Genomic DNA, 21,747 nt, shown 5'->3' with positions numbered 1-21,747 from the left:
TCTTCGGTTGTCCTCACAAACCATCGATGATCAACGCGGTGGCCGTCCTCATGCCCACGCCACGCCCAACGCCGAAGCCAAGTGACGTTGGAGTATTAATAGGGGTCCCCTGCTATGCACGAGGCGTTAGCAGGGGACCCTTCCTTACACGGAAGGCCCCGCCGGCGTGGGGCCGGCGGGGCCTTGTTGGAGCTGGAGGAGGACGGACGTCAGGCGCCGGGCTCCTTGGCGCAGATGAAGCGCGGCTCGGCGCTGTACGTCCAGGTGAACTTCTCCCGCTTGACCACCTTGCCGTCCTTCTTGATGACCCGGAAGGCGTCCTGGGTGAAGCCCTGGCTGCCGCTGGCGGGGATACAGGTCGGGCCCGGCTCCAGGTAGACCGTCTTGGACGACGTGATGTTGCGTCGCGGGCTGTACTCGGTCTTGACGCTGTCCCAGATCTTCGTGCTCCAGATCGACACGGTGATCGAGCTGCCCGTGTACGAGGTGTCGATCAGGAGGCCGTGGTCGGTGTTGTTGCGGAACTTGAAGTCGAGATTGGGCCAGAAGATGGTCGACTCGATGACCGACGGGTAGCGGCTGAAGTAGTACGAGTGCGGCTTGTGCTCGACGTCTTCGAGGCCGGCGTAGTACGTGGCGTTGAACAGCGTGGTGGTGAACTGCGAGGTGCCGCCGCCGACGCCCGGCACCAGCTTGCCGTCCATGATGACTGGCGCGTCGCGGTAGCCCTGGGCGTAGCCGCGCTCACCGGTGTGCCCGTTGAGCGAGAACGTCTCGCCGGGCAGCACCACGGTGCCGTCCACCTTCTTGGCGATCGTCACGATGTTCTGGCTGCGCGCCGAGGAGAGGCCGCCGGTGAAGTTGGTGGTGAAGGAGGAGACCTTCTCCTTGATGCCGAGGCCGCCCAGCTTCTCCGCGGTCAGCTTCGGCTTCTTCTCCGTCAGCTTCGCGGTGATCGTACGGTCGTCGGTGCGGGGCAGGACGGCCATCAGCTCGTCACCCAGGCCGTCGGTGTCCACCTGCTGGCCGGCGCGCCCCTCGACCACCTTCGGCTTGCCGCCGGAAATGGTCATCGTGGCGTCCTTGGGTGCCACCTCGACCTCGTTCAGCCGGTTCCCCAGGGCGTCCCGTAGCCGCTTCATGTCGATGCTGGGCGTGAGCTTGCCCGTCTTGTCGGCCTTGAAGCGGAGGCCCTTCGCGATGGCCGCCGGCGGGATGTCCACCGAACCCCGGTCCGTGGTCAGCTTCACCGGTGCGGCGACCGCCGGCTCGGCCAGCTCGCGCACCAGACGGTCCACCTCCTCGGCGGAGGTGGCCGGGTGGTTCTCCACCAGGGGCACCGTCACCGGCTGACCGCTCAACCAGCCCGCCTTGACCACGTCGGCGGAGTGCTCCGGGTCGACGGCGAGGCTGGGCTTGGGGTGACGCACCTTCGGCTTCGTGCCGGTGAACGTGATCGCCGGCATGGTCATCTTGCGGCCCTGGTCGCCGACGAGCTTCTCCAGCTCGGTTTCCAGCTTCGCCACGTCGACGGAGACCACCGGTTCGACCTGCCGCGAGCCGACCAGCCGGTCCACCGCGTGCGCGTCGGTGGACGCCGCAGCAGCCACCGTGGCGTCCACGTCGACGGTGAGCCCGACCTCGGCCGGGTTGATCTCGGCAGTCCGCTCGCCGATGCGTACCTGGATCGGGGCGGCGAGCTCGGCGGCGCGACGGTCGAGCTGTGCCCGCAACTCACGTGCCGCGTCGGTCCGGCTCCGCCCGCCGAGCTCGGTGCCCATCACGCTGGTGCCTCGGGGCACGTCACCGGCGTACGCCCAGACGGTAACCGCGCCCACCGAGGCGAGCACGGCTGTGGCCACCCCGGAGGCGAGGAGCAGGCGGAACCGGCGCGGCCGGGCCGGTGTACCCGGCGGGGCGGCGCTCGCCTCGGGCTCCGGCCGATCGTTCGGCCAGTTGACCGCGGTCACTTCCACGGTGGGCCGATCGTCGGCGGGGGGTTTCTTCTCGCCGTACAACGTCACAGCTACCTCTTTGGGGAACTACCGCAGGGGGATGGGACCCACCCGGAAGACAACTACGGTAACCAACGGTGCGGCCGGCGGGGAGTCCGAGTGACCCGTCAGTCGTCCGGAGAGCCTGTCCGGCAGGTCGGAACGGCTCTTCCGGTCACTCCTGGTGACCGTTCATTCGTCGGCGGGTCAGCGGCGCTGCGACGGAAGACCAACCAGCCCATCACCAGCGCTGTTCCGGCGGCGGTGGCCAGGGCACAGGACAACACACCGGTGACGGTGCGCGGCGCGATCAGGGTGGCCGCCACTGCCAGGACGGCCGACGCCACCCACAGCGGTAGGGCCGGCCACCGGGCGGCGGTCGCCACCCGATCGTTGACGAGCATGAACACCACCGCGTAGAGGGCGCCGGTGGCGGCGAACAGTGGCGCGGAACCGGCGAGATGTCGGTAGTCGGTGCCGCCGGCCAGGCGGAACGCCATTTCCCCGCCGATGGCGGCCGCCGCGACCAGGACCGCGCCGCAGGCCAGGATCAGCCCCAACGCCACCACGCGGGCCCGACGGTCGCCCTGGGCCAGCCGGGGCAGCACCAACAGGGTGACCACCTGAGGTGCCCACAGCGCGCCCTTGGTGAGGACCGCGCCGACCGCGTACGCGCCGGAGTCGGCCGCCGGCAGCAGTTGGCGGGCGAGGAGCAGATCGGCGTACGAGATGGTGAGCATCGCCAGCGTCGCCACGCACGCGGTCGTCACCTGGCGTCCACCGAGTGGCCGGGACGCGGCGACGCCTGCGGGAGCCGGCGGGGGCGTCACGGCGACGGACGGTGCCGCGAGGCGGGCCAGGATCGGGATGGCGAGTAGGCCGGTGAGCGTACCCAGCAGCAGGCAGGTCACCGGTCCCCGACCTGCCAGGAGGCCGACGACCAGTCCGCCGTAGCGGCCGGCGGCCAGCACGGTCATCGCGACGGCGAGCCGCAGGAACCGCTGGTCCCCCTGAAGTTCGCCGAGCCAGCGGCCGCTGAGCACGGTGGCGAACGTGGTCGCCGCGAGCAGCAGCGCCAGGGCCACCGGCAGCCGCAGGGCCACGGAGAGCACGGGTGTGGCCGCGAGGGTTGCCGCCGCGGTGAACGTGGCGGTGCGCAGAGCCAGCCCGGCCTCGCCACCGCTCTGGCGACGGGCCCGGTGGGCCGCGACCGCGATCTGGAGACCGAAGCCGGGGACCGCGGCGATCGCCGCCAAGGCGAGGACCGTGGCCAGGGCGCCCAGGTCGGCGGCGCTCAGTCGGCGTGCGCCCAGCACGGGTACGACGTACGCCAGCGCGTTGGTCGCCAGGGTGGCGACGGTGACGGCGGCACCGGCCGCGCCGAACCGTACCGTCGCGGCGTGCTTGCCCCTGGTTGATGTCATGCCACTCCGCGTCGTGCCGGCGGCCGGCGGACCCGCTCGGGTCCGGGGGCGGATTCGAGTCGGGAGATGGCCCGACCGGCAAGACCCTACCGGCCGGTAGATGTCTCCGACAGCCCTGCCTCAGCGGCCGGTGAGCGTCTAGTGTGCTGCCCCATGGCATCGACGAAGCGGTCACCGGCGGCGACCTCCGGTGTGGCGGCGATCCTCCCGCAGCGGTTGCTCGCCGGGGCGATCCGCCGGGTCTATCCCCGGGTGGAGCCGGAGCTGGCGCGGCTGACCGACTTCGTGCCGGCCGATGGCACCGCCGTCGACGTGGGTGCCTGGTACGGGCCGTGGACGGCGCGACTCGTACGGCGTGCCGACCGGGTGGTCGCGGTGGAGCCGACCGTCGCGTTGGCCGGTCAGCTCCGGGTGGCGTTCCCGACCGTCGAGGTGGTCGAGGCTGCCGTCTCCGACCACGAGGGGTCCGCGACGCTCTATCTCCCCGAGGGCGGGGCGATCGTCGGCACCTCGTCGTTGGAGGACGAGACGCAGGGCCATCCGGTGTCCGTCCGGCGGATCACGCTCGACTCGCTCGGCCTCACCGACGTGCGGTTCGTCAAGCTCGACATCGAGGGGCACGAACTGCCGGCGCTGCGGGGCGCGGCGGAGACCGTCCGGCGTGACCGTCCGGTGCTGCTGATCGAGGTCGAGGAGCGGATCCAGCCGGTCGAGCCGCTGCTGGACCTGCTGACCGGCTGGGGGTACCGGGGATACGTGCTGCCCGACCGGCAGTGGATTCCGCTTGCCGACTTCGACCTCGGCGGGCACCAGCGGGAGTCCATCGCACGGGTCGGCCAGAGCTTCGCCCGGCGGGTGCTCTGGCCGCGTCCGCGCTACGTCAACTCGGTGCTGTTCCGTCCCGAGTGAGGGTCCGCCGGACGAGCAGCCGACGGGCTACTCTTCCGGCTTGGGCGCCGGATCGCCGATCGCGATCTCGTTGGTGCAGAGCGTCAGGTCCGTGCCGGTCACGGTCAGCTCCACGCTGTCGCCGCCGCCCACGATCCGGAAGAAGCGCTGGTTCAGCCCCTTCCTGATCGGGAAGACCGCCTCGCCGCTGCCCAGTCGCAGCGTGGCCGTGCCGTCGGCCGAGCTGAGGTAGCCGACGCGTACCACCCAGTGCCAGGAGAAGCGCGGCTCGTTCAGCGGTATCCGGATCGTCTCGCCGCTGGCCACCAGGTAACCGCAGCCCTCCCGGGGACCGGGCTGGATCGTGCTGCCCACGACCGTGGCCACCTTGACCCGGCCCAGTCCGTCGAGCACCGACGGGTGTTCGGCCTCGTTCACGTAGGTGGGACGGGCGCCGAGCGCGTGGAAGAACCGGGACTGGAGGTTGTACGGCTCCGAGAGGCGCGGTACGACGTTGTCCGGGACCGGGGAGTCGAAGAAGACGGTGTCGGGTGGTGCACTGGCCAACTCGATCCGGACCGTGTCGATGTACGACCGCCCGGACTTCGCCGCCCACTCGTCGCCGTACCGGGACGTGGTCCAGGCGGTGCCGAGGCAGACGGCCACCAGGACCAGGGCGAGCGTGATGGCCACCGGCTCCCGGTAGCGCTCCGGCAGCGGGCCGGACAGTCGCGGTGGCGGCGATCCGGGCGACGCCGGGTCCGGCGTGGCCGGTTCCGTGTCGGACGGTGCGGTGGTGGGCGTCCGGGCCAGCCCGACCACGGCGACTCCAAGGCAGATCGCGGCGACCACGACCACATCGCTGACGTATCGGGGCACCCCGCCCGCCACGCCGCTGAAGGCCGACCCGAGCCGGGTGGCGGCCAGCATCGCGGCCACCATGACCAGGTACGCGACGAGCAGCAGCCAGGCCCGTCCGGCGCGCGGACGACGGCGGACCGTCACCACGACCAGGGCGACGACGATCACCCAGCTCGCCCAGGTGCCGAACTCCGGCGGCGCGGTGACCGGGGCGCCGTCGCCGGCACCGAGCCACTGCCACGGCCCGCCCACCAGGCCGGGTACCACGGTCGAGTTGAGCATCTGGGTCAGGAACGAGAAGACCTCGTCGGGGGAGTCCGGCCGACGCAGGGAGGACTCCGACCGGGTCAGGTACGCGGCCATGAAGACGAGCGAGAGCACCGTCAGCAGCAACCATGACGGCCACCAGCGACGGATCGTGGTCCAGACGGTGCGTAGCGGGCCACCGTCGGCGTAGAGAGCGGCGGTCAACAGGAAGACCAGCGCCACGACCAGGATCGCCTTCTCGAAGAAGAAGAGCCCGAACAGGACGGAGAGCGCCAGGGCCACCAGGTGCCGTGGCCGTCGGGTCCGTACGTAGTCGACCTGCGCGCGGATCGCGAGCACCATGGCGATCTGCATCGGCAGCATGTTGACGCCGACCGCCCACCAGGACGTCGCCTCCAGCGTCAACGGGCTGAACAGCAGCAGACCGAGCGGAAGGAGGATCAGCCACGACGGCTGGAGCAGGCGGCGCAGCAACTGGAGGAAGACGACGCCGAGGATCGCCTGACCGAGCGCCATGAGCAGCACGTACGGCCAGTAGTCCAGGCCGACGTACTCGGTGACCAGCCAGATGATCAGTCGTCCGCCGGGCATGAGGTGGTTGTTGTAGAGCGCGAACAGATGCGCGACGGTCAGGTCGGACTCCGCGGCCTGGGTGATGAGCACGTAGTCGTCGGCCGCCAGGAAGCCGCGGAACGCCACGTGGGTTCGCCAGAGCACGCTGAGCGTGATCATGGCCAGCGCGGTCGCCCGGATCGGATCGCCGTTCCACCAGCCGGCCGTCCGGCCAGGCGCCACCGTCACGTCCGCCCCCGTCGATGTCATGGCGGGAAGATTGCCACACCGGCTATGTCGCCCCCATCAGGCCAACGGATGGTTCGAGCGCCGTAGCCGCAACGTCCCGCGTACAGTGGCCGCCACCAGCGTGGCCGATGCCGCGCCCGGCTGTGATGGGGTCGACGGATGCGGGAACGGCTGGTGCCGCACGCGGTGGCGGCCTCCGTGGTGGCGGTGGTGCTCGCGCCGCTCGCCCGGCCCGGCTACGTGTTGCGGTACGACATGGTGTTCGTGCCTCGGCAGACGTTGAGTTGGGAGCTGATCGCTCCGGCCACCGCGCTGCCCCGGGCCGTCCCGCAGGACGCGGTGGTGGCGTTGGCCGGTCACCTGGCGCCGGGATGGTTGCTGCAACGGCTGGTGCTGGTGGCGATCCTCTATCTGGCCGCGCTGGGGGCCGCGCGGCTCGTCCCGACCGAGCGGGTGGCGGTCCGGGCGGTGGCCGCACTCGGGTACGCCTGGACCCCGTTCCTGGCCGAGCGGTTGCTCATCGGACAGTGGGGGCTGCTGGTCGCGTACGCGGTGCTGCCGTGGCTGTTACGGGCGGCGATCGGGGTGCGGACGGGTGAGCGGTACGCCCTGCATCGGCTGCTGCTGTGCGTGGCGGCCTCGGCGATCACGCCGACCGGTGGGCTGCTCGCGCTGGTCGTGTCGGCGGTGTTGCTGGTGGGGCGGTATCCGGGGGCGATCCGGGCGGCGTCGACCGGGCTGGGCGTGGCGGTGCTGCTGAACGCGCCGTGGCTGGTGGCGGGGGTGGCCGGGGCGGGAGACGCGCGCTCCGATCCGGCCGGGGTCGCCGCCTTCGCCGCGCGGGGCGAGAACTGGGCCGGCCCGTGGGCGGCGCTGGCCGGCACGGGCGGTATCTGGAGCGCCGATGCCACTCCGGCCTCCCGGGCGAGTTGGCTGGTGCCGCTGGCCACGGTGCTGGTGCTGGCGGTCGCCGGGTACGGCGTACCCCTGCTGCGGCGTCGGTGGGCCACCCCGATCGTCGCGCGCCTCGGTGTGCTGGCCGTGGGGTCTTGGCTGGTGGCGGCGCTCGGCGTGCTGCCCGGCGGGGCGGCGCTGCTGCGGTGGGCGGTGGCCGAGGTGCCCGGTGCCGGCCTGGTCCGGGACGGGCAGAAGCTGCTGGTGCCGTACGTCCTGGCGTTGGCCCTCGCCGTGGCGTTGGGGGCGGAGCGGGCCGCCGGGCACCTGACCGCCCGGTTCGACGCCGCCACCGGGCGGGTGTTCCTGGTCGGTACGGCGTTGCTGCCGGTGGCGGTCCTGCCCGACCTGGCGTTCGGTGCTGCCGGTCGACTTCGTCCGGTGAGTTGGCCGGCCGACTGGACGACGGTGAGCCGGTTGGTCTCCGAGCGCCCGGGTGAGGTCGTCTCGTTGCCGTTCCAGCAGTACCAGATCTATGCCTGGAACGACGGTCAGGTGGTGATCGATCCGGCGCCCCGCTATCTCGGTGTGCCGGTGCTGATCGACGACACGCTGCGGGTGGGTCCCACCTCGGTCGCCGGTGAGGACGTGCGGGCGGCGCGGCTGCGCGAGGTCCTGGCGGCCGGGCAGCCGGTGGCGTCGACCAACCTTCGTTGGGTGCTGGTGCAGCGGGCGGCCGGGCCGCCGCCGGACCCGGTCACGCTGGACGGCCTGCGCCAGCGGTACGCCGGGACCGAGATCACCCTGTACGAGAATCCGATGTGGACCGCTCCGCCCGAACCGGCCCGGCCGGGGCCGGTCGGCCTGGCCCATCTGCTGGCCGCGACGGCGCTGCTGGCCGTCGGTCTTTCGGGCACTGCGCAATGGTGCTACCGCGTGGTAACGTCCCGGCACGCGAGTCCCGCGGAAGGAGAAGGTGGATGAAGAACCTGCCTGCGTTCATCGCCGTCGGGGTACTCGGAATCGTGCTCGGCATGCTCGGCAGCGTCGGCCTGACGAACGTGCTCAGTCCGTCCGCCAAGGAGGCCGCGAACTCCACGGTGAGCGAGCAGACCGAGGCGCCCCTCTACGGCACGCGCTGACCTGAGAACGTACGCCGGGGTGTCCGCGTCTGCGGGCACCCCGTCACCGTGCCCGGCTTCTCAACCGGTGGCAGCGGTCGCCCGCGCCACCAGCCGCGCGAACCGCGCCCCGGTCGCGGCCCAGGTGAAGCGGGCGGCGTGCACCAGTGCGGCCTCGCCCATCGCCTTGCGCCGGACGTCGTCGCCGAGGAGTTCGCGGACCACTGCGGTGAACTCCTCTTCGTCGTCGACGAGCAGGCCGGTCCGGGTGTCGACCATCGCCTCGGCGACGCCACCGGCGTAGCGGAACGCCACCGTCGGGGTGCTGCGGGCCGCCGCCTCCACGATGGTCAGCCCCCACCCCTCCTTGAGCGAGGGGGTGAGGGCGAGCCAGGCCGAGCAGAGCAGCGCGTGCTTCTCCTCCTCGCTGACGAACCCGGCGAACCGCACCTGGTCGGCGATGCCGAGCAAGGCACACAGCTCCCGCAACGGCTCCTCCCACCAGCCCTGCCCGGCCACCACCAGTTCGAGTTCGGGCAGTTCCCGGGCGAGTTCGGCGACCGTACGCAGTGCGATCTCCACCCGCTTGTGCGGGACCAGGCGGCCGAGCACCAGGAGCGAGGGGTGCGGCGTACGCGGCCACGCCGGGCCGATCACCGGCGGCGTGCCGTTGGGCACCACGTCGATCCGCTCCGCAGTCACGCCCAGCGTGGTCAGCTCGGCCCGGCTGGCCTCCGAGACGGTGACGTACCGGCAGCCCCGATAGAGCCGCACCGCCAACCAGGACTCGATCCACCAACCCAGCCGGGCCATCCACGGGCCGAACACCACCGGCCACTGCTCCCGGTGCACGTGGTGCACCAGCGCGATGACCGGCCGTCCGGCGTAGAGCGGGGCGAAGAAGGGCACCCCGTTGCACACGTCGACGACCAGGTCCGGCCGACCCAGTCGGCGACGGCTCAGCGGCCCCAGCCCGAACCGGCCGGCGATGCAGGTCAGCGCCGCGCGAAGGTAGACCGTCATCCGGGTGCCCCGGCGCAGCACGCGGACCCCCGACTCGGTGGTGCCGGACGCGGCGGCGGCACCGTGGGCGGCGCAGAGCAGGGTCACCCGGTGACCCACGGCGACCAGTTCGGCGGCGATGCGCTCGATGTAGACCTCCGACCCGCCACCTTCCGGGTTGGTGGTGTCGCGCCAGTTGAGGAACAGAACGTGGCGGGAGGGGATGCCGTTGGTGTCCACGCTGCTCCTACTGGTGAGTAACTGAGCACGATCGCGCCACCCTAGGACCGCTCGACCCGAGTGCGCAATGGGCAGTTCCGGCCGTGACGGCCCATGCCCGTCCATCGATCGGGGGTTTGCCGACGGACGCAAACCTTGGCAGGGTGTGCAGCGCAACCGCCCGCGATCGCCGAGTCCTTCGCTCGTGGTGGCGTTGCGACCTGCGTCGAAGGGTGGGCGCGGGGCTGACGAGGAGGTGAGGCCGCGATGGTGGCCGACCGTCCCGCGCCGACGCGGGCCCCGTTCCACCGCTCGCCGGTGGTGCTGCTCAGCGCCGCACTGGCGGTGGTGCTGACCGGTTGGGCGGCGGTGGCCTACGTGCGTGCCGACCGGGGCACACCGACCTGCGTCGAACAGGTCCGGCTGCGCGTGGTGGCCGCTCCGCTGATCGCTCCCGCGCTCGACCGGGTGGCGCGGGTGAGGGCCGGCAGCCAGCCGTGCGTCTCCGTCGAGGTACGCACCTCGGAGTCGGCCGTCGTCGCCCGCGACCTCGCCGACGGCGCGGAGGTGGCCGAGGTCTGGGTGCCCGAGTCGACCTTCTGGCTGCGCCGGGCACGGGCGGCGGGTGCCTTCGAGGTCGCCGGACAGGGCACCTCCATCGCGAGCACTCCGGTGGTGCTCGCAGTGCACGATCGGCTCGCCCGCCGCTCGGGTTGGCCGGACGAGCGGCCCACCTGGGCGGCGTTGATCGGGTCCACGGCACGCGAGGTCCAGGTGGGTGTGCCGGACCCGGCGGTCGACCCGGCCGGGTCCGCCGCCCTGCTCGGCGTACGGGTGCTGGCCGACGAGAACCGGGACTCGGCCGCGACCACGACGGCCACCCTGCGTGCCCTCGCGAAGCGGACGTTCAGCCCGGAGTCGCCGGACGGCTCGCTCACCCCGGGCCGACGGCTGCCCGGTGGCGTCGACGCCGTCGTGGCGAGCGAACGGGCCGTCCGCGAGCACAACGCGTTGGCCGGCACCGACAAGCTGGTCGCGGCGTACCCGGAGATCGCCGTCCCCTGGCTCGACCTGCCGTACGTGGTGCTGCCCGCCACCCAGGGACGGGCGCGGGACGCCGCCGCCGGCTTCCTCACCGGTCTGCTCACCCCGACGGCACAGCAGGTGTTCACCGGCTACGGGTTCCGCACCGCAGCGGGTTTCCCGCCGGCGGTGCCGGACGACGGCCGGTTGTTGGGGGAGGAGCGGCGGCCGGTCCCGCTACCCGCCGAGGAAACGGTCACCGAGGTGTTGACCGGCTGGAGCGGCGTGCAGCGCAGTGGCCGGATCCTCACCCTGCTGGACGTCTCCGGCTCGATGGCGGCGCAGGTGCCCGGTGAGGGCAGCCGGCTGGAGGCCACCGTCCGGGCCGCCGAGGAGGGGGCCGCGCTGCTGCTCGACAACAGCGAGCTCGGCATCTGGACCTTCTCCACCAAGCTCGACGGCGACCGCGACTACCGGGAGATCCTGCCGGTGGGCCCGCTGGGTCCGCAGCGGCGACTGCTCGCCGAACGGTTGGCCGCCGTCCGGGTCGAGCCGCAGGGCGGGACCGGACTGTACGACAGCACACTGGCCGCGTACCGGGACGCCCGCCGCAACTGGACACCCGGCCGCATCAACCTGGTGCTGGTGATGACCGACGGTCGCAACGAGGACGACGACAGCATCAGCCGGGCGGAACTCCTCGCGCAGCTGAGGCGGTTGCAGGAGCCGCGTCAACCGCTGCCGATCATCTTCATCGGACTCGGTGAGGACGTCGATCCTGCGGAGCTGACGGCGATCGCGGAGGCGACCGGGGGACGGGTGTTCGTGACCAGGCAGCACGGCGGGATACGCCGCATCTTCTTCTCGGCCCTGGCCGACCTGGGCTGCCAGCCCCCGGAGTGCCGCAGGTGAGCCGGGCGCTGTCGGTGCTGCGCCGCTCGCCCGGCACCGCACTGTCGATGCTGCTGCTCACCGTGATCGCCTTCGTGCAGCGGCCCGGCCAGGTCACCTTCGACACCAAGCTCGACCTCGCCGCCAACCCGATCCACTTCATGGCCCGCGCGTTGCACCTGTGGAATCCAGAGGCCACCTCAGGGGAACTGCAGAACCAGGCGTACGGCTACCTCTTCCCGATGGGACCGTTCTTCGCCGTCGGGCAACTGCTGTCGGTACCACCGTGGATCACCCAGCGGCTGTGGACGGCGCTGCTGCTGGTCGCCGCGTTCTACGGGTTGCTGCGGCTGGCCCGCGCGTTGGGGATCGGCAGCGAACCGACCCGGTACGCGGCGGCACTCGGCTACGCGCTCGCCCCGCGCATCCTGACCGAGGTCGGGGCGCTCTCCTCGGAGACGCTCGCCGCCTCGATGCTGCCCTGGGTGCTGCTGCCGCTGGTCACCGTGCGCCGGATCGGCTCGCCACGGCGGGCCGCCGCCCTCTCCGCGCTGGCGGTGCTCGGGATGGGCGGGATCAACGCGGCCGTGGTGCTGCTGGCACTGCTCCTCCCCGGGATGTGGCTGCTCACCCGCCGCTTCGACGCCGCACATCGACGCCTGGTCGCATGGTGGTGCGTCTGCGTGCTCGGGGTCTGCCTGTGGTGGATCGTGCCGCTGCTGCTGCTCGGCCAGTACAGCCTCCCGTTCCTCGACCACATCGAGTCGTCGACCACGACCACGGCGGTCGCCTCGCTGTTCCAGGCGGTGCGCGGCACCAACCAGTGGGTGGCGTACATCGTGCAGGGCGAGCCCTGGTGGCCCGCCGGATGGTTGCTGATCGACCATCCCGTGCTGATGACGCTCACCGCGGTGATGGCGCTGATCGGCCTGGCCGGGTTGGCCGGCAACCTGCTGCCCGAGCGGCGGTTCCTGGTGGCCGGCTTCCTGGCCGGGCTGACCCTGCTCACCGTCGGCTACGTCGGCGCGCTCGACAGCCCGATCTCCGAGCAGGTGCGCGGCCTGCTGGACGGTCCGCTGGCACCGTTCCGGAACGTCCACAAACTCGACCCGGTGTTGCGGCTGCCGCTGATGCTCGGTTTCGCGCACGGGGTCGCCGCGGTGGCCACCCGACTGCACCACGCGCTGGCCCGGCGTCGGCCCGGGCTCCGGCTCCGACCGCTGGTCTTCGTGCCGGTGGTGCTACTCGTGCTCGGGGCCGCCGCGCCCGCCTGGCTGGGCCTGCTACGGCCCGGTCCCGGCTGGTCCGACCTGCCACCGCACTGGCGTTCGGCGGCGACCTGGCTCGCCGACCGCGACGCGATGGCCCGGACCCTCGTGGTGCCGGGCACGAGCTTCGGGCAGTACCAGTGGGGACGCACGGTCGACGAGCCGTTGCAGGCGTTGGCCGGGGCGCCGTGGGCGGTACGCCACCAGGTCCCGCTCGGTTCGGCGGGCAACACCCGGATGATGGACACCGTCGAGGAGGCCCTGGCCAGCGGTCGGGGTTCGGCCGGGCTGGCCGATCTGCTCGCCCGCTCCGGTTTCCGGCACCTGCTGCTGCGCAACGACATCGACCGCCCCCAGGTCGACGCGCCCCCGGTGGCGGTGCTGCGCCGGGCTCTCGCCGAGTCGCCGGGCATCGTCCGGGTGGCGAGCTTCGGCACCGCCGACGTGCCGGCCCCCACCTGGAGCAGCCCCGTCGACGATCCGGCCGGCACCCTGCCGGCGGTCGAGGTCTACGAGGTGCAGCGGCCGGTCTCCGCCGCCTCGGCGGTGCTCACCGCCGACGTGCCCACGGTCAGCGGCGGCCCCGAGTCGCTGCTGCCCCTGTTGGAGCAGCGGGTGGTGGAACGGGACCGGCCGGTGGTGCTCGCCGGTGACCGGGAGCAGTATCCCGACGCCACCGGTGACTCCTGGATCGTCACAGACGGGTTGCGTCGCCGCGAGCGGGACATCGGCCGGGTGCGGGACAACCTCTCCCAGACGTTGGCCGCGAACGAGCAGGGGCGGCTTGGTCGGGTCGCCCTCGACCTGCTGCCCTTCGCCGCCGACCGGCACCAGACGACCGCCACCTACCAGGGCGTACGCGAGGTCAGCGCCTCCTCGGCGGTGAGTTTCGCGGACTCCTTCGGCCCGGCCGACCCGTCACGCCTGCCGTTCGCCGCCCTGGACGGTGATCCCGGCACCGCCTGGCACTCGGCACCGTTGGGCGGCCCGATCGGTCAGTGGCTCCAGGTGGACCTGGACACACCGCGTCCGGTGGACAACGTACGCCTCGCGTTCGTCAGCGACCTCGCGGTGGGGTGGCCGGTGACCCGGTTCCGCCTCACCACCGACCGGGGCTCGGTGGACCACGAGGTGGCCCAGACCCTGGGTGCCCACTCGTACTACACACTTCCCGGCTCGACGGGTCGGGTGCGGGTGACGGTGTTGCAGGTGGCCGAGGGGCGGCTCGACGGTGGTGTGGGCATCCGGGAGATGACCATTCCGGACACCGAGCCGCGACGTGGTCTGCGTGCGCCGACCGACCTGCCGGACACGACGTCCACGCCGGTCAGGTGGGCGTTCAGCCGGGGGACGACCCACCGGCCCGCGTGTCATCCGAGCCCGGCCGACGGCGCGGATCCGATGGCGGGCGACCGCGTGGTCCGCTGCGACCGGTTCCTGGCCAGGGCCGGTGAGGAGCCGTCGGGCCTGGACCGGGTGTTCCGGAACCCGACGGCGGGCACCTACCTGATGGAGTTGCGGGCCGTACCCCGGCCGGGCGGCGAGTTCGAGGTGCCGGACAGCGCGCTGACCGCCACCTCCTCGTCCCAGCTCGGCGGCGACGCGGCGGTGGCGGCGTACGCGGCGGTCGACGGTGACCCGGGCACGGCCTGGCTCGCCGGTACCGACGACCTGCGCCCCACCCTGCGGCTCGGTTGGGCGGGGCAGCGCCGGATCGACGAGGTGCGGCTGCGCGCCGCCGATCTGCCGGTGGGCTCGCTGCCGCGACGCGTCGAGATCCGCACCCCGGAGCGCGAGGTCACGGTGCCGGTCGACACGGACGGTGTGGTCCGCTTCCCGGCGGTCCGCACCGACCGGATCGAGATCGTCGTGCTGGAGACCGAACACCGCGTCGCGGACGAGCGCGTCAACGGCTGGCCCGCCACCGCCGGCATCGCCGAGGTGGAGATCCCGGCACTGACAGACCTGCTCACGCCGATCACCGCCGACGCCCGGGTGGTCGAGGGCTGCGGCGAGGGGCCGACCGTCGAGATGGACGGCTTCCGCTACCGCACCTCGGTGACCGCCAGCCTGGCCGACGTACGGGCCGGGCGGCCGGTGCCGGTGCGGATCTGCGGCGAGGACGGTGCGGTGCTGGACCTGCCCGCAGGCGGCCACCGGCTGGTGACCTCGCCGTCGGCCGGGTTCGTCGTGCAGGACGCGACGCTGCGGCCGGACGGTGACGTGACCGCCGCGCCACGGCACCGCGAGGTCGAGGTGGTCGACTGGGCGCCGACCGACCGCACGGTCCGGGTCGCGGCGGGCGAGCAGGCGCTGCTGGTGGTGCCGGAGAACGCGAACCCCGGCTGGACGGCCACGCTGGACGGTGAACGGCTGACCACCACCCGCGTCGACGGCTGGCAGCAGGCGTGGGTGTTGCCGGCCGGCACCGGCGGAGAGGTCCGACTCGTGTTCGCGCCCGACCAGCCGTACCGCGCCGGTCTGGGCGCGGGCGCGCTGACGGCGGCCGGGGTGCTGGTCCTGGCCGGGTGGCCGGTACGCCGCCGACCCGTGCCCGACGGCGACATGCCGGACGGCGTACCCGCCGAGACGTCTGCGTGGGCGATCGGAGCCCTGCTGCTGGCGCTGCTCGTCGTCCTGGGCGGGGTGTTGCCGGTGGCCATCGTGCTGGCCGCGATGGTGCTCCGCCAACTGGCCCCGCGTGCCCTGCCGGTGGTGGTGCTGGGCGGGTTGACCGTGGCCACGGCGGTCGCGGTGACCGGCCGGTTGCAGGGCCACGGACAGGACTGGGCCTACGGCACGTGGGTGCAGGCGGCGATGCTGGTCGCGATCGGCGCGGTGGTCGCCGCAGTGGTGCCGGTCCCCGGGGTGCGTGCCGCGCCACCCCCACCGGATGATGCGACGCCGAACACAGCGACCGCGTCGCGCGGCGTGAGCGACGTCGGCAGCGAGGGCGAGAACGGGACGGTGACACGGTGACTGCGTTGGACGACCGTACGCGGCGGGCGGCACTGCGCCGCTTCGCGACCCTGCGGCGCTCGGTGACGCTGTTCCGGGCCTTCCTGGTCGAGCAGACCGATCCCGACCACTTCTACGGACTGCTCGCCGCCGACTCGGTTCGCCAGGTCTCCGGCTACACCGAGTTGGCCGGGCGGACGGTGCTCGACGTGGGAGGCGGACCGGGGTACTTCGCGACGGGTTTCCGTGCCGCCGGGGCGTGGTACGTCGGGTTGGACCCGGACGTGGGTGACTTCTCGGCCGGTGGCGAGACGGTGTCGGGGATGCTGCGGGGCAGCGGCACGGCGCTGCCGGTGCGGACCGGCAGCGTGGACGTGACGTTCTCGTCCAACGTGGTGGAACACGTCGCCGATCCCCCGTCGATGCTCGACGAGATGGTGCGGGTGACCAGACCGGGCGGGCTGATCTTCGTGTCGTACACGCCCTGGCTGTCGCCGTGGGGCGGGCACGAGACCGCGCCGTGGCACTGGCTCGGCGGGCATCGGGCGCGTCGCCGTTACGAGCGACGCCACGGGCGACCGCCGAAGAACCGCTTCCAGGAGACGCTCTTCCCGGTCTCCATCTCGGACACGCTGCGGTGGGCGCGCGGTAACGGCGACGTCGAGGTGGTCGACGCGTTGCCCCGCTACCACCCCTGGTGGGCGCGGTGGGTCATCCGGGTGCCGGGCCTTCGTGAGGTGGCGGCGTGGAACTTCGTGCTCGTCCTGCGACGGTCCGCCGGCAGACGACCCGACGAGGTGGCGAAATCGGGGCTGACCGGGGGTCGCGTTGCTATGTGACTTGGTAGTAACCTCGCGGCCACACTAATCGATGCCGACGAAAATTAGCTCCTCGGGGAGGAAACATGAAGCACCGCGCCGTGGGTGCTGTGCTGTTCGGCGGCGGCGTACTGCTCCTGGCGCTCGCCGCCGGGCTGGTGTTCGTCGTCAAACCCGCGATGACCAAGCTGCCCTACGACCTGGACTCCTCGACGTCGGTCGCCGAGGCCAAGAACGCCACCTTCCTGCAGATCACCAACGGCGCGGCGGCCATCAACCAGGCCGATCTCAAGTCGACCATCCTGGTCACCCCCGAGCGGGACAAGACGGCGGCGCTCAGCGGCGACCTGGCCGGTGACACGGTGGTCTGGCGAGTCGGCCAGACCGTCGACCGGACCGACACCAAGGAACTGGTCAGCGCGTACGGTGCCGAGCTGGCGTTGGACCGGGTCTCCGGTGCCGCCGTCGAGTGGAGCGAGGGCTACCTCGACGACAGCGGCACCCAGGAGAAGGTCCCGTACGCGGGGCAGATCTACAAGTTCCCGTTCAACTCCGCCCAGACCGACTACGAGGTCTTCGACCGGGATCTGCGGCAGACCCGGGTGGCCGAGTTCAAGGGCACCGAGGACATCGACGGGCTTGAGGCGTACCGGTACGAGCAGGTCATCACCGACGAGAAGCTGCCGCTGCCGGCGGACCGGGTCGGCCTGCTGCTCGGTGCCCTCGCCCCCGGGGCGACCTCCGGCGACGTCGTCTACAGCAACATCCGTACGGTCTGGGTCGACCCGGTGACCGGCTCCTACCTCAAGGTGCGCGAGCAGCAGAAGAAGGTGCTGGTGCCGAACACCGGTGCCCAGGTGACGCTGCTCGACGCCGACTTCGCCTACAACGACGAGACCGTGGCGGCCTCGGTGGAGCGGGCCAAGGAGAGCCGGGGCCAGCTCACCATCCTCGGGGTGTACGCGCCCCTCGGGCTCGCCGTACTCGGTGTGGCGATGATCCTGGTCGGACTCTTGGTCTCCCGCGACCGGGGCCGCAGTGGCCCGACCGGTCGGCATGCCGCCACCTCTGCGCCGACCCGGGTCGACCAGCCGGCGGTCCGCGACGACCAGCGGCAGAGCGGCCCGTTGTCCGACGAGATCCCGCCGGCGTCGACCAACTGGAAGTCCGACGAGCCCACCGTGCCGGGGCAGCGCTCCGCGCGCAGCGAATCCGACAAGAACTGATCCGGGTACCCGGAACGAACACGGGACGAGGGCGACCCTCGTCCCGTGTTCGCTGCTCAGAGCCGGTCCAGCGCCCGGCGCAGCGGGTCGAGCCCGAGAGCGCCCAGGTCGAGCGCCTGGCGGTGGAACTCCCGCAGGTCGAAGTCGGCACCCTTGCGGACCTTGGCGTCCTCCCGGGCCTGGAGCCAGATCCGTTCGCCCACCTTGTACGAGGGCGCCTGCCCCGGCCAGCCCAGGTAGCGGTTGAGTTCGAAGCGCAGCATCTCGTCCGGCACCCGGCAGTGCGCCCGCAGGAACTCCCACCCCAGTTGCGGCGTCCAGCGCTCGCCGGGGTGGAAGTCGAACGGGTTGTCCGCAGGGATCTCCAGTTCGAGGTGCATGCCGATGTCGACGATCACCCGGGCGGCCCGGAACGCCTGGCCGTCCAACATGCCGAGCTTGTCGCCCGGGTCCGCCAGGTAGCCCAGTTCGTCCATCAGGTTCTCGGCGTACAGGGCCCAGCCCTCGCCGTGGCCGGAGACCCAGCAGAGCAGCCGCTGCCAGCGGTTGAGCAGCTCCGCGCGGACGGCGGTCTGCCCCACCTGGAGGTGATGGCCGGGCACCCCCTCGTGGTAGACCGTGGTCACCTCCCGCCAGGTGGAGAACTCGGTCAGGTCCTGCGGCACCGCCCACCACATCCGGCCCGGCCGGCTGAAGTCCTCGCTCGGACCGGTGTAGTAGATTGCGCCGTCACTGGTCGGGGCGATCATGCACTCGATCCGCCGCACCTGCTCCGGGATGTCGAAGTGGGTGCCGTTCAGGTCGCTGATCGCCTGCTCGGCCAGCCCCTGCATCCAGTCGCGGAACGCCTCCTTGCCCCGGATCGTGCGCGCCGGGTCGGCGTCCAGCTTGGCCACCGCCTCGTCGATCGTGGCACCCGGTCCGGCGATCTGCGCCGCCACCGTCCGCATCTCGGCCTCCAGGCGGGCCAGTTCCGCGAACCCCCAGGCGTACGTCTCGTCCAGGTCGACCCGGGCGCCGAGGAAGTACTGCGAGGCCAGCTCGTAGCGGTCCCGCCCAGCGGCCTGCTTCTCCCGGCCGTGCGGGGCCAGCTCGGCGCGCAGGAAGTGCCCGAATTCGGCGGTCGCCGCAGTGGCCGCTGCCGCGCCCCGGCGCAACTCCGCGTCGAGGGCACCATCGGCACCCAGCCGCTCGACGAGCCCGTGGAAGACGTTGTCGCCGTCTGGGTCCACCCAGGTGTCGCACTGCTTGGCCACCTCGAGCAACTGCACCCGCGAGCTGACGTGTCCGGCGGCGGCCGCCTCGCGCAGCGTGGTCTTGTAGGACTCCAACGCACCGGCGAAGAGGTTCAGCCGGGCGGCGATGTCGGCCTGTGCCTGCTCGCCCTCCTGCGGCATCAGGTCGAAGACCATCCGGATCTCGTGCAGCCCGGAGGTGATGACGCTGACCTCGCTGCTCGTCTCGCCGCTGTCGTAGCGCGCGAGGTCCAGGCCGAGTCGCTCCTGCATCGCCTCCTGGGCGGTGCGTTCGGCCTCCGACTGCGGCTCGACGGCGTCGAGTTCGGCCAGGGTGCGCCGGCTCAGGTCGGCGCGGGCGGCGTACCCGTCGGGTGACAGGTCGTCGAGCTGGTCGTCGTGCCCGGAGATGCCGACCATGGTCGCGCCGGCCGGACTCAGCGCCGCCCAGTCGGCGACGTACCGGTTCGCGAGGTCATCGATTCGTCCCACGCAGCGAACCCTACGTGACCCGTACGTCTTCGATGTCGGCCCTGCTCGCCGTGTCCGACGCGGCCGTACCCGGGCAGTGGAGCAGCGTGGTCGGAACGGCCACGGCACCGGACACGACCAGGCCGAAAACCACGGGACAATGTCGTACCCGAGGGGCAGAGTGTCAGGAGTGACCGCGGACATCACTCCTGACCGGCCGGCGCTGCGGAGCTGGCTGCCCGGCTTCGTCGCCCTCGCCGCGATCTGGGGTTCCAGCTTCCTGTTCATCAAGGTCGGCGTGGCGGAGCTGCATCCGCTGCACCTCACGCTCTACCGGGTCGCCGCCGGGGCGCTGACCCTGCTCGTGGTGCTGGCCGTGCTGCGGGACCGGCTGCCCCGCGAGCCCCGGGTGTGGGCGCACCTCACCGTGGTCGCCGCCTTCGGAGTGGCTCTGCCGTTCACCCTCTTCGGCTACGGCGAACAGCGGGTCGAGTCGATGCTCGCCGGCATCTGGAACGCGACCACTCCGCTGGTCGTGCTGCCGCTGGCCGTCCTGATCTTCCGTACCGAACGGCTGACCCCCCGTGGTGCCACCGGGCTGGCGCTCGGTTTCGTCGGCGTCCTGGTGGTGCTCGGCGTCTGGCAGGGGGTCGGCGGCGCGCACTTCGCCGGCCAGTTGATGTGCTTCGCGGCCGCTGCCTGCTACGGCTTCGCGATCCCGTACCAGAAGAAGTTCGTCGCTGGCAGCGCCCTGTCCGGTCTGTCGCTGTCGACCGCGCAACTCATCGTCGCGACGGCGCAGCTCGCCGTCGTGGCGCCGCTGGTGGCCGGCGCGCCGCCGGTGCCGACCACGTTGTCGCCCCGGGTGATCGCCGCCGTGCTGGCGCTGGGCGCCCTCGGCACCGGCCTGGCCTTCGTCATCCACCTGCGGAACATCCGGGTCGTCGGTGCGACCACCGCCTCCACCGTCACCTACCTGATCCCGATCTTCGCGGTGCTGATCGGCGCGGCCGTGCTCGACGAGCGGTTGACCTGGCACCAGCCGGTGGGCGCGTTGATCGTGCTGCTCGGCGTCGCCGTCTCGCAGGGCCTGGTCGGGCACCGCGTGCCCCGCCCGGCAGCCGGCGGCACGACGGCCACGGCGGGCGCACCCACCATGCCACCCGTAGCCGTCGTTCCCGCGCCACCGGCCCCGACCACCGGCCCGGCCGGCGGCTAGCCCGGCGTCACAGTCCCCGGCCCCGACCCGAGACGACCGGGTGGGGGCCGTGCTCAGCCGTGGGTCCAGGCGACCAGGTCGTCCGCCGACCAACCGTTGACCACCCGATCGACGGGTACGCCGCAGCGGGCCGCTCGCTCGCAGCCGAAACGCTGCCAGTCGAGCTGCCCCGGCGCGTGCGCGTCGGTGTTGATCGCGAACAGGCAGCCGGCTTCCAGGGCCCGCCGGATCAACCGCTTCGGCGGATCCTGCCGCTCCGGCCGAGAGTTGATCTCCACTGCGGTGCGGTGCTCCACGCAGGCGGCGAAGACGGCATCGGCGTCGAAGGCGCTCTCCGCGCGGGTACGGGCCCGATGCCCCCGATCACCGGGTCCGGTCACCCCCGCCGGACGCGACGACACCATGCGCCCGGTGCAGTGACCGAGGATGTCCAGGTGCGGGTTGGCCACGGCGGCCACCATCCGGCGGGTCATCTTCGCCCGGTCGTCGTTGAGGCCGCTGTGCACCGAGCCGACCACCACGTCCAGCCGGGCCAGCAACTCCTCCTCCTGGTCGAGCGAGCCGTCGGCGAGGATGTCGACCTCGATGCCGGTGAGGATCCGGAAGCCCTCCGGCAGCGCCTCGTTGAGCTGCGCCACGTGGTCGAGCTGGCGGCGCAGCCGATCCGCGGTCAGTCCCCGGGCCACCTTCAACCGGGGCGAGTGGTCGGTCAGCACCAGGTACTCGTGACCCAGCTCGACCGCCGCCAGCGCCATCTCCTCGATCGGTGACCCGCCGTCGGACCAGTCCGAGTGGGTGTGGCAGTCACCGCGCAGCGCGCTGCGCAACGCGGCGGCCTCGGCGTCCAGGTCGGTGCCCTCGGTGGCGACCAGCCGACGCAGGTAGACCGGTTCCTCACCGGCCAGCGACTCGGTGACGCACCGGGCGGTGACGTCGCCGACCCCGGCCAGCTCGGTGAGCGTGCCGCTGCGAGCCCGCTCGGCCAGCTCGGCGGCGGGCAGCGCGGCCAGTGCGGTCGCCGCCGACCGGAAGGCCCGGACCCGGTAGGTGGCCTCGTTGGCACGTTCCAACAGGAACGCGATCCGGCGTAGGTCAGTAACAGCGTCACGGGCGCTCATGTCGGCACTCCGCTGCGCTGCGTGCCGCCATGAGGCACCTGTGCGCTGA

At 72.2% G+C, this 21,747-nt stretch carries 13 protein-coding genes and 1 pseudogene; 8 read left to right on the top strand and 6 right to left on the bottom strand.

Annotated features, from left to right (window positions below; translation table 11 throughout):
• Nucleotides 1-209 precede the first annotated feature (209 nt).
• Together ACZ31C_RS10595 and ACZ31C_RS10590 are read right to left on the bottom strand one after the other, a co-directional pair.
• Nucleotides 210-2,024 (bottom strand): VanW family protein, encoded by a 1,815-nt coding sequence (locus ACZ31C_RS10595; protein ID WP_465794983.1) that lies wholly within the window; start codon nucleotides 2,022-2,024, stop codon nucleotides 210-212.
• A gap of 98 nt (nucleotides 2,025-2,122) precedes the next feature.
• Nucleotides 2,123-3,418: a polysaccharide biosynthesis protein gene (locus ACZ31C_RS10590; protein WP_465794982.1), complete on the bottom strand. Its 1,296-nt coding sequence runs from the start codon at nucleotides 3,416-3,418 to the stop codon at nucleotides 2,123-2,125.
• A gap of 153 nt (nucleotides 3,419-3,571) precedes the next feature.
• On the opposite strand from ACZ31C_RS10590, the gene ACZ31C_RS10585 reads away from it, so the two are divergent.
• On the top strand, nucleotides 3,572-4,327 hold the full coding sequence (locus ACZ31C_RS10585; RefSeq protein ID WP_465794981.1) for an FkbM family methyltransferase: 756 nt from the start codon (nucleotides 3,572-3,574) through the stop codon (nucleotides 4,325-4,327).
• A gap of 27 nt (nucleotides 4,328-4,354) precedes the next feature.
• Here ACZ31C_RS10585 and ACZ31C_RS10580 read toward each other — a convergent pair whose 3' ends face one another.
• Nucleotides 4,355-6,256 (bottom strand): hypothetical protein, encoded by a 1,902-nt coding sequence (locus ACZ31C_RS10580; protein WP_465794980.1) that lies wholly within the window; start codon nucleotides 6,254-6,256, stop codon nucleotides 4,355-4,357.
• 138 nt (nucleotides 6,257-6,394) lie between these two features.
• Between ACZ31C_RS10580 and ACZ31C_RS10575 the strand changes: the two genes are divergently transcribed.
• The gene (locus tag ACZ31C_RS10575; RefSeq protein WP_465794979.1) at nucleotides 6,395-8,113 is read left to right on the top strand and encodes an MmpA family trehalose lipid delivery protein; all 1,719 of its coding nucleotides are present in this window, start codon (nucleotides 6,395-6,397) and stop codon (nucleotides 8,111-8,113) included.
• Nucleotides 8,110-8,271 carry a hypothetical protein gene (locus ACZ31C_RS10570; protein WP_161594961.1) on the top strand — a complete coding sequence of 54 codons (162 nt, stop codon included), beginning with the start codon at nucleotides 8,110-8,112 and terminating at the stop codon, nucleotides 8,269-8,271. The genes ACZ31C_RS10575 and ACZ31C_RS10570 overlap by 4 nt, the downstream gene beginning before the upstream one ends.
• 60 nt (nucleotides 8,272-8,331) lie before the next feature.
• On the opposite strand, the gene ACZ31C_RS10565 is transcribed toward ACZ31C_RS10570, so the two are convergent.
• Entirely contained in the window at nucleotides 8,332-9,492 is a 1,161-nt protein-coding gene (locus tag ACZ31C_RS10565; RefSeq protein ID WP_465794978.1) for a glycosyltransferase family 4 protein, read from the bottom strand.
• A 246-nt stretch (nucleotides 9,493-9,738) separates the two neighbouring features.
• Between ACZ31C_RS10565 and ACZ31C_RS10560 the strand changes: the two genes are divergently transcribed.
• The 4 genes from ACZ31C_RS10560 (at nucleotide 9,739) to pgfA (ending at nucleotide 17,655) form a co-directional block, all read left to right on the top strand.
• Nucleotides 9,739-11,406 carry a substrate-binding and VWA domain-containing protein gene (locus tag ACZ31C_RS10560; RefSeq protein ID WP_465794977.1) on the top strand — a complete coding sequence of 556 codons (1,668 nt, stop codon included), beginning with the start codon at nucleotides 9,739-9,741 and terminating at the stop codon, nucleotides 11,404-11,406.
• Nucleotides 11,403-15,632 (top strand): alpha-(1->3)-arabinofuranosyltransferase domain-containing protein, encoded by a 4,230-nt coding sequence (locus ACZ31C_RS10555; RefSeq protein ID WP_465794976.1) that lies wholly within the window; start codon nucleotides 11,403-11,405, stop codon nucleotides 15,630-15,632. Before ACZ31C_RS10560 ends, ACZ31C_RS10555 begins: the two co-directional genes overlap by 4 nt.
• Nucleotides 15,629-16,450 (top strand): class I SAM-dependent methyltransferase, encoded by an 822-nt coding sequence (locus ACZ31C_RS10550; RefSeq protein WP_465794975.1) that lies wholly within the window; start codon nucleotides 15,629-15,631, stop codon nucleotides 16,448-16,450. Before ACZ31C_RS10555 ends, ACZ31C_RS10550 begins: the two co-directional genes overlap by 4 nt.
• A gap of 65 nt (nucleotides 16,451-16,515) precedes the next feature.
• Complete coding sequence (pgfA, locus tag ACZ31C_RS10545; protein ID WP_465794974.1) at nucleotides 16,516-17,655, top strand: cell envelope lipid trafficking protein PgfA; 1,140 nt, start codon at nucleotides 16,516-16,518, stop codon at nucleotides 17,653-17,655.
• 56 nt (nucleotides 17,656-17,711) lie between these two features.
• On the opposite strand, the gene ACZ31C_RS10540 is transcribed toward pgfA, so the two are convergent.
• A complete protein-coding gene (locus ACZ31C_RS10540) occupies nucleotides 17,712-19,382 on the bottom strand; it encodes a DUF885 domain-containing protein (RefSeq protein ID WP_396753010.1) in 1,671 nt (556 codons plus the stop codon).
• A gap of 139 nt (nucleotides 19,383-19,521) precedes the next feature.
• Between ACZ31C_RS10540 and ACZ31C_RS10535 the strand changes: the two are divergent.
• Nucleotides 19,522-20,745, top strand: a pseudogene (locus ACZ31C_RS10535) (DMT family transporter); the annotation flags it as partial.
• On the opposite strand, the gene ACZ31C_RS10530 reads toward ACZ31C_RS10535, so the two are convergent.
• Nucleotides 20,634-21,698 carry a PHP domain-containing protein gene (locus ACZ31C_RS10530; protein WP_465794973.1) on the bottom strand — a complete coding sequence of 355 codons (1,065 nt, stop codon included), beginning with the start codon at nucleotides 21,696-21,698 and terminating at the stop codon, nucleotides 20,634-20,636. The pseudogene ACZ31C_RS10535 and the gene ACZ31C_RS10530 overlap by 112 nt on opposite strands.
• Between the last annotated feature and the right edge of the window lie 49 nt (nucleotides 21,699-21,747).

It is taken from the genome of Micromonospora sp. NPDC023869, assembly GCF_055559695.1.
This window is presented reverse-complemented; position numbering and strand designations above follow the sequence as displayed.

What these genes read in the sequence shown, in the direction of transcription:
- ACZ31C_RS10590 (WP_465794982.1), bottom strand. Translation starts at nt 3,418, where the DNA reads ATGACATCAACCAGGGGCAAGCACGCCGCGACGGTACGGTTCGGCGCG.
- ACZ31C_RS10585 (WP_465794981.1), top strand. Translation starts at nt 3,572, where the DNA reads ATGGCATCGACGAAGCGGTCACCGGCGGCGACCTCCGGTGTGGCGGCG.
- ACZ31C_RS10580 (WP_465794980.1), bottom strand. Translation starts at nt 6,256, where the DNA reads ATGACATCGACGGGGGCGGACGTGACGGTGGCGCCTGGCCGGACGGCC.
- ACZ31C_RS10575 (WP_465794979.1), top strand. Translation starts at nt 6,395, where the DNA reads ATGCGGGAACGGCTGGTGCCGCACGCGGTGGCGGCCTCCGTGGTGGCG.
- ACZ31C_RS10570 (WP_161594961.1), top strand. Translation starts at nt 8,110, where the DNA reads ATGAAGAACCTGCCTGCGTTCATCGCCGTCGGGGTACTCGGAATCGTG.
- ACZ31C_RS10560 (WP_465794977.1), top strand. Translation starts at nt 9,739, where the DNA reads ATGGTGGCCGACCGTCCCGCGCCGACGCGGGCCCCGTTCCACCGCTCG.
- pgfA (WP_465794974.1), top strand. Translation starts at nt 16,516, where the DNA reads ATGAAGCACCGCGCCGTGGGTGCTGTGCTGTTCGGCGGCGGCGTACTG.
- ACZ31C_RS10530 (WP_465794973.1), bottom strand. Translation starts at nt 21,698, where the DNA reads ATGAGCGCCCGTGACGCTGTTACTGACCTACGCCGGATCGCGTTCCTG.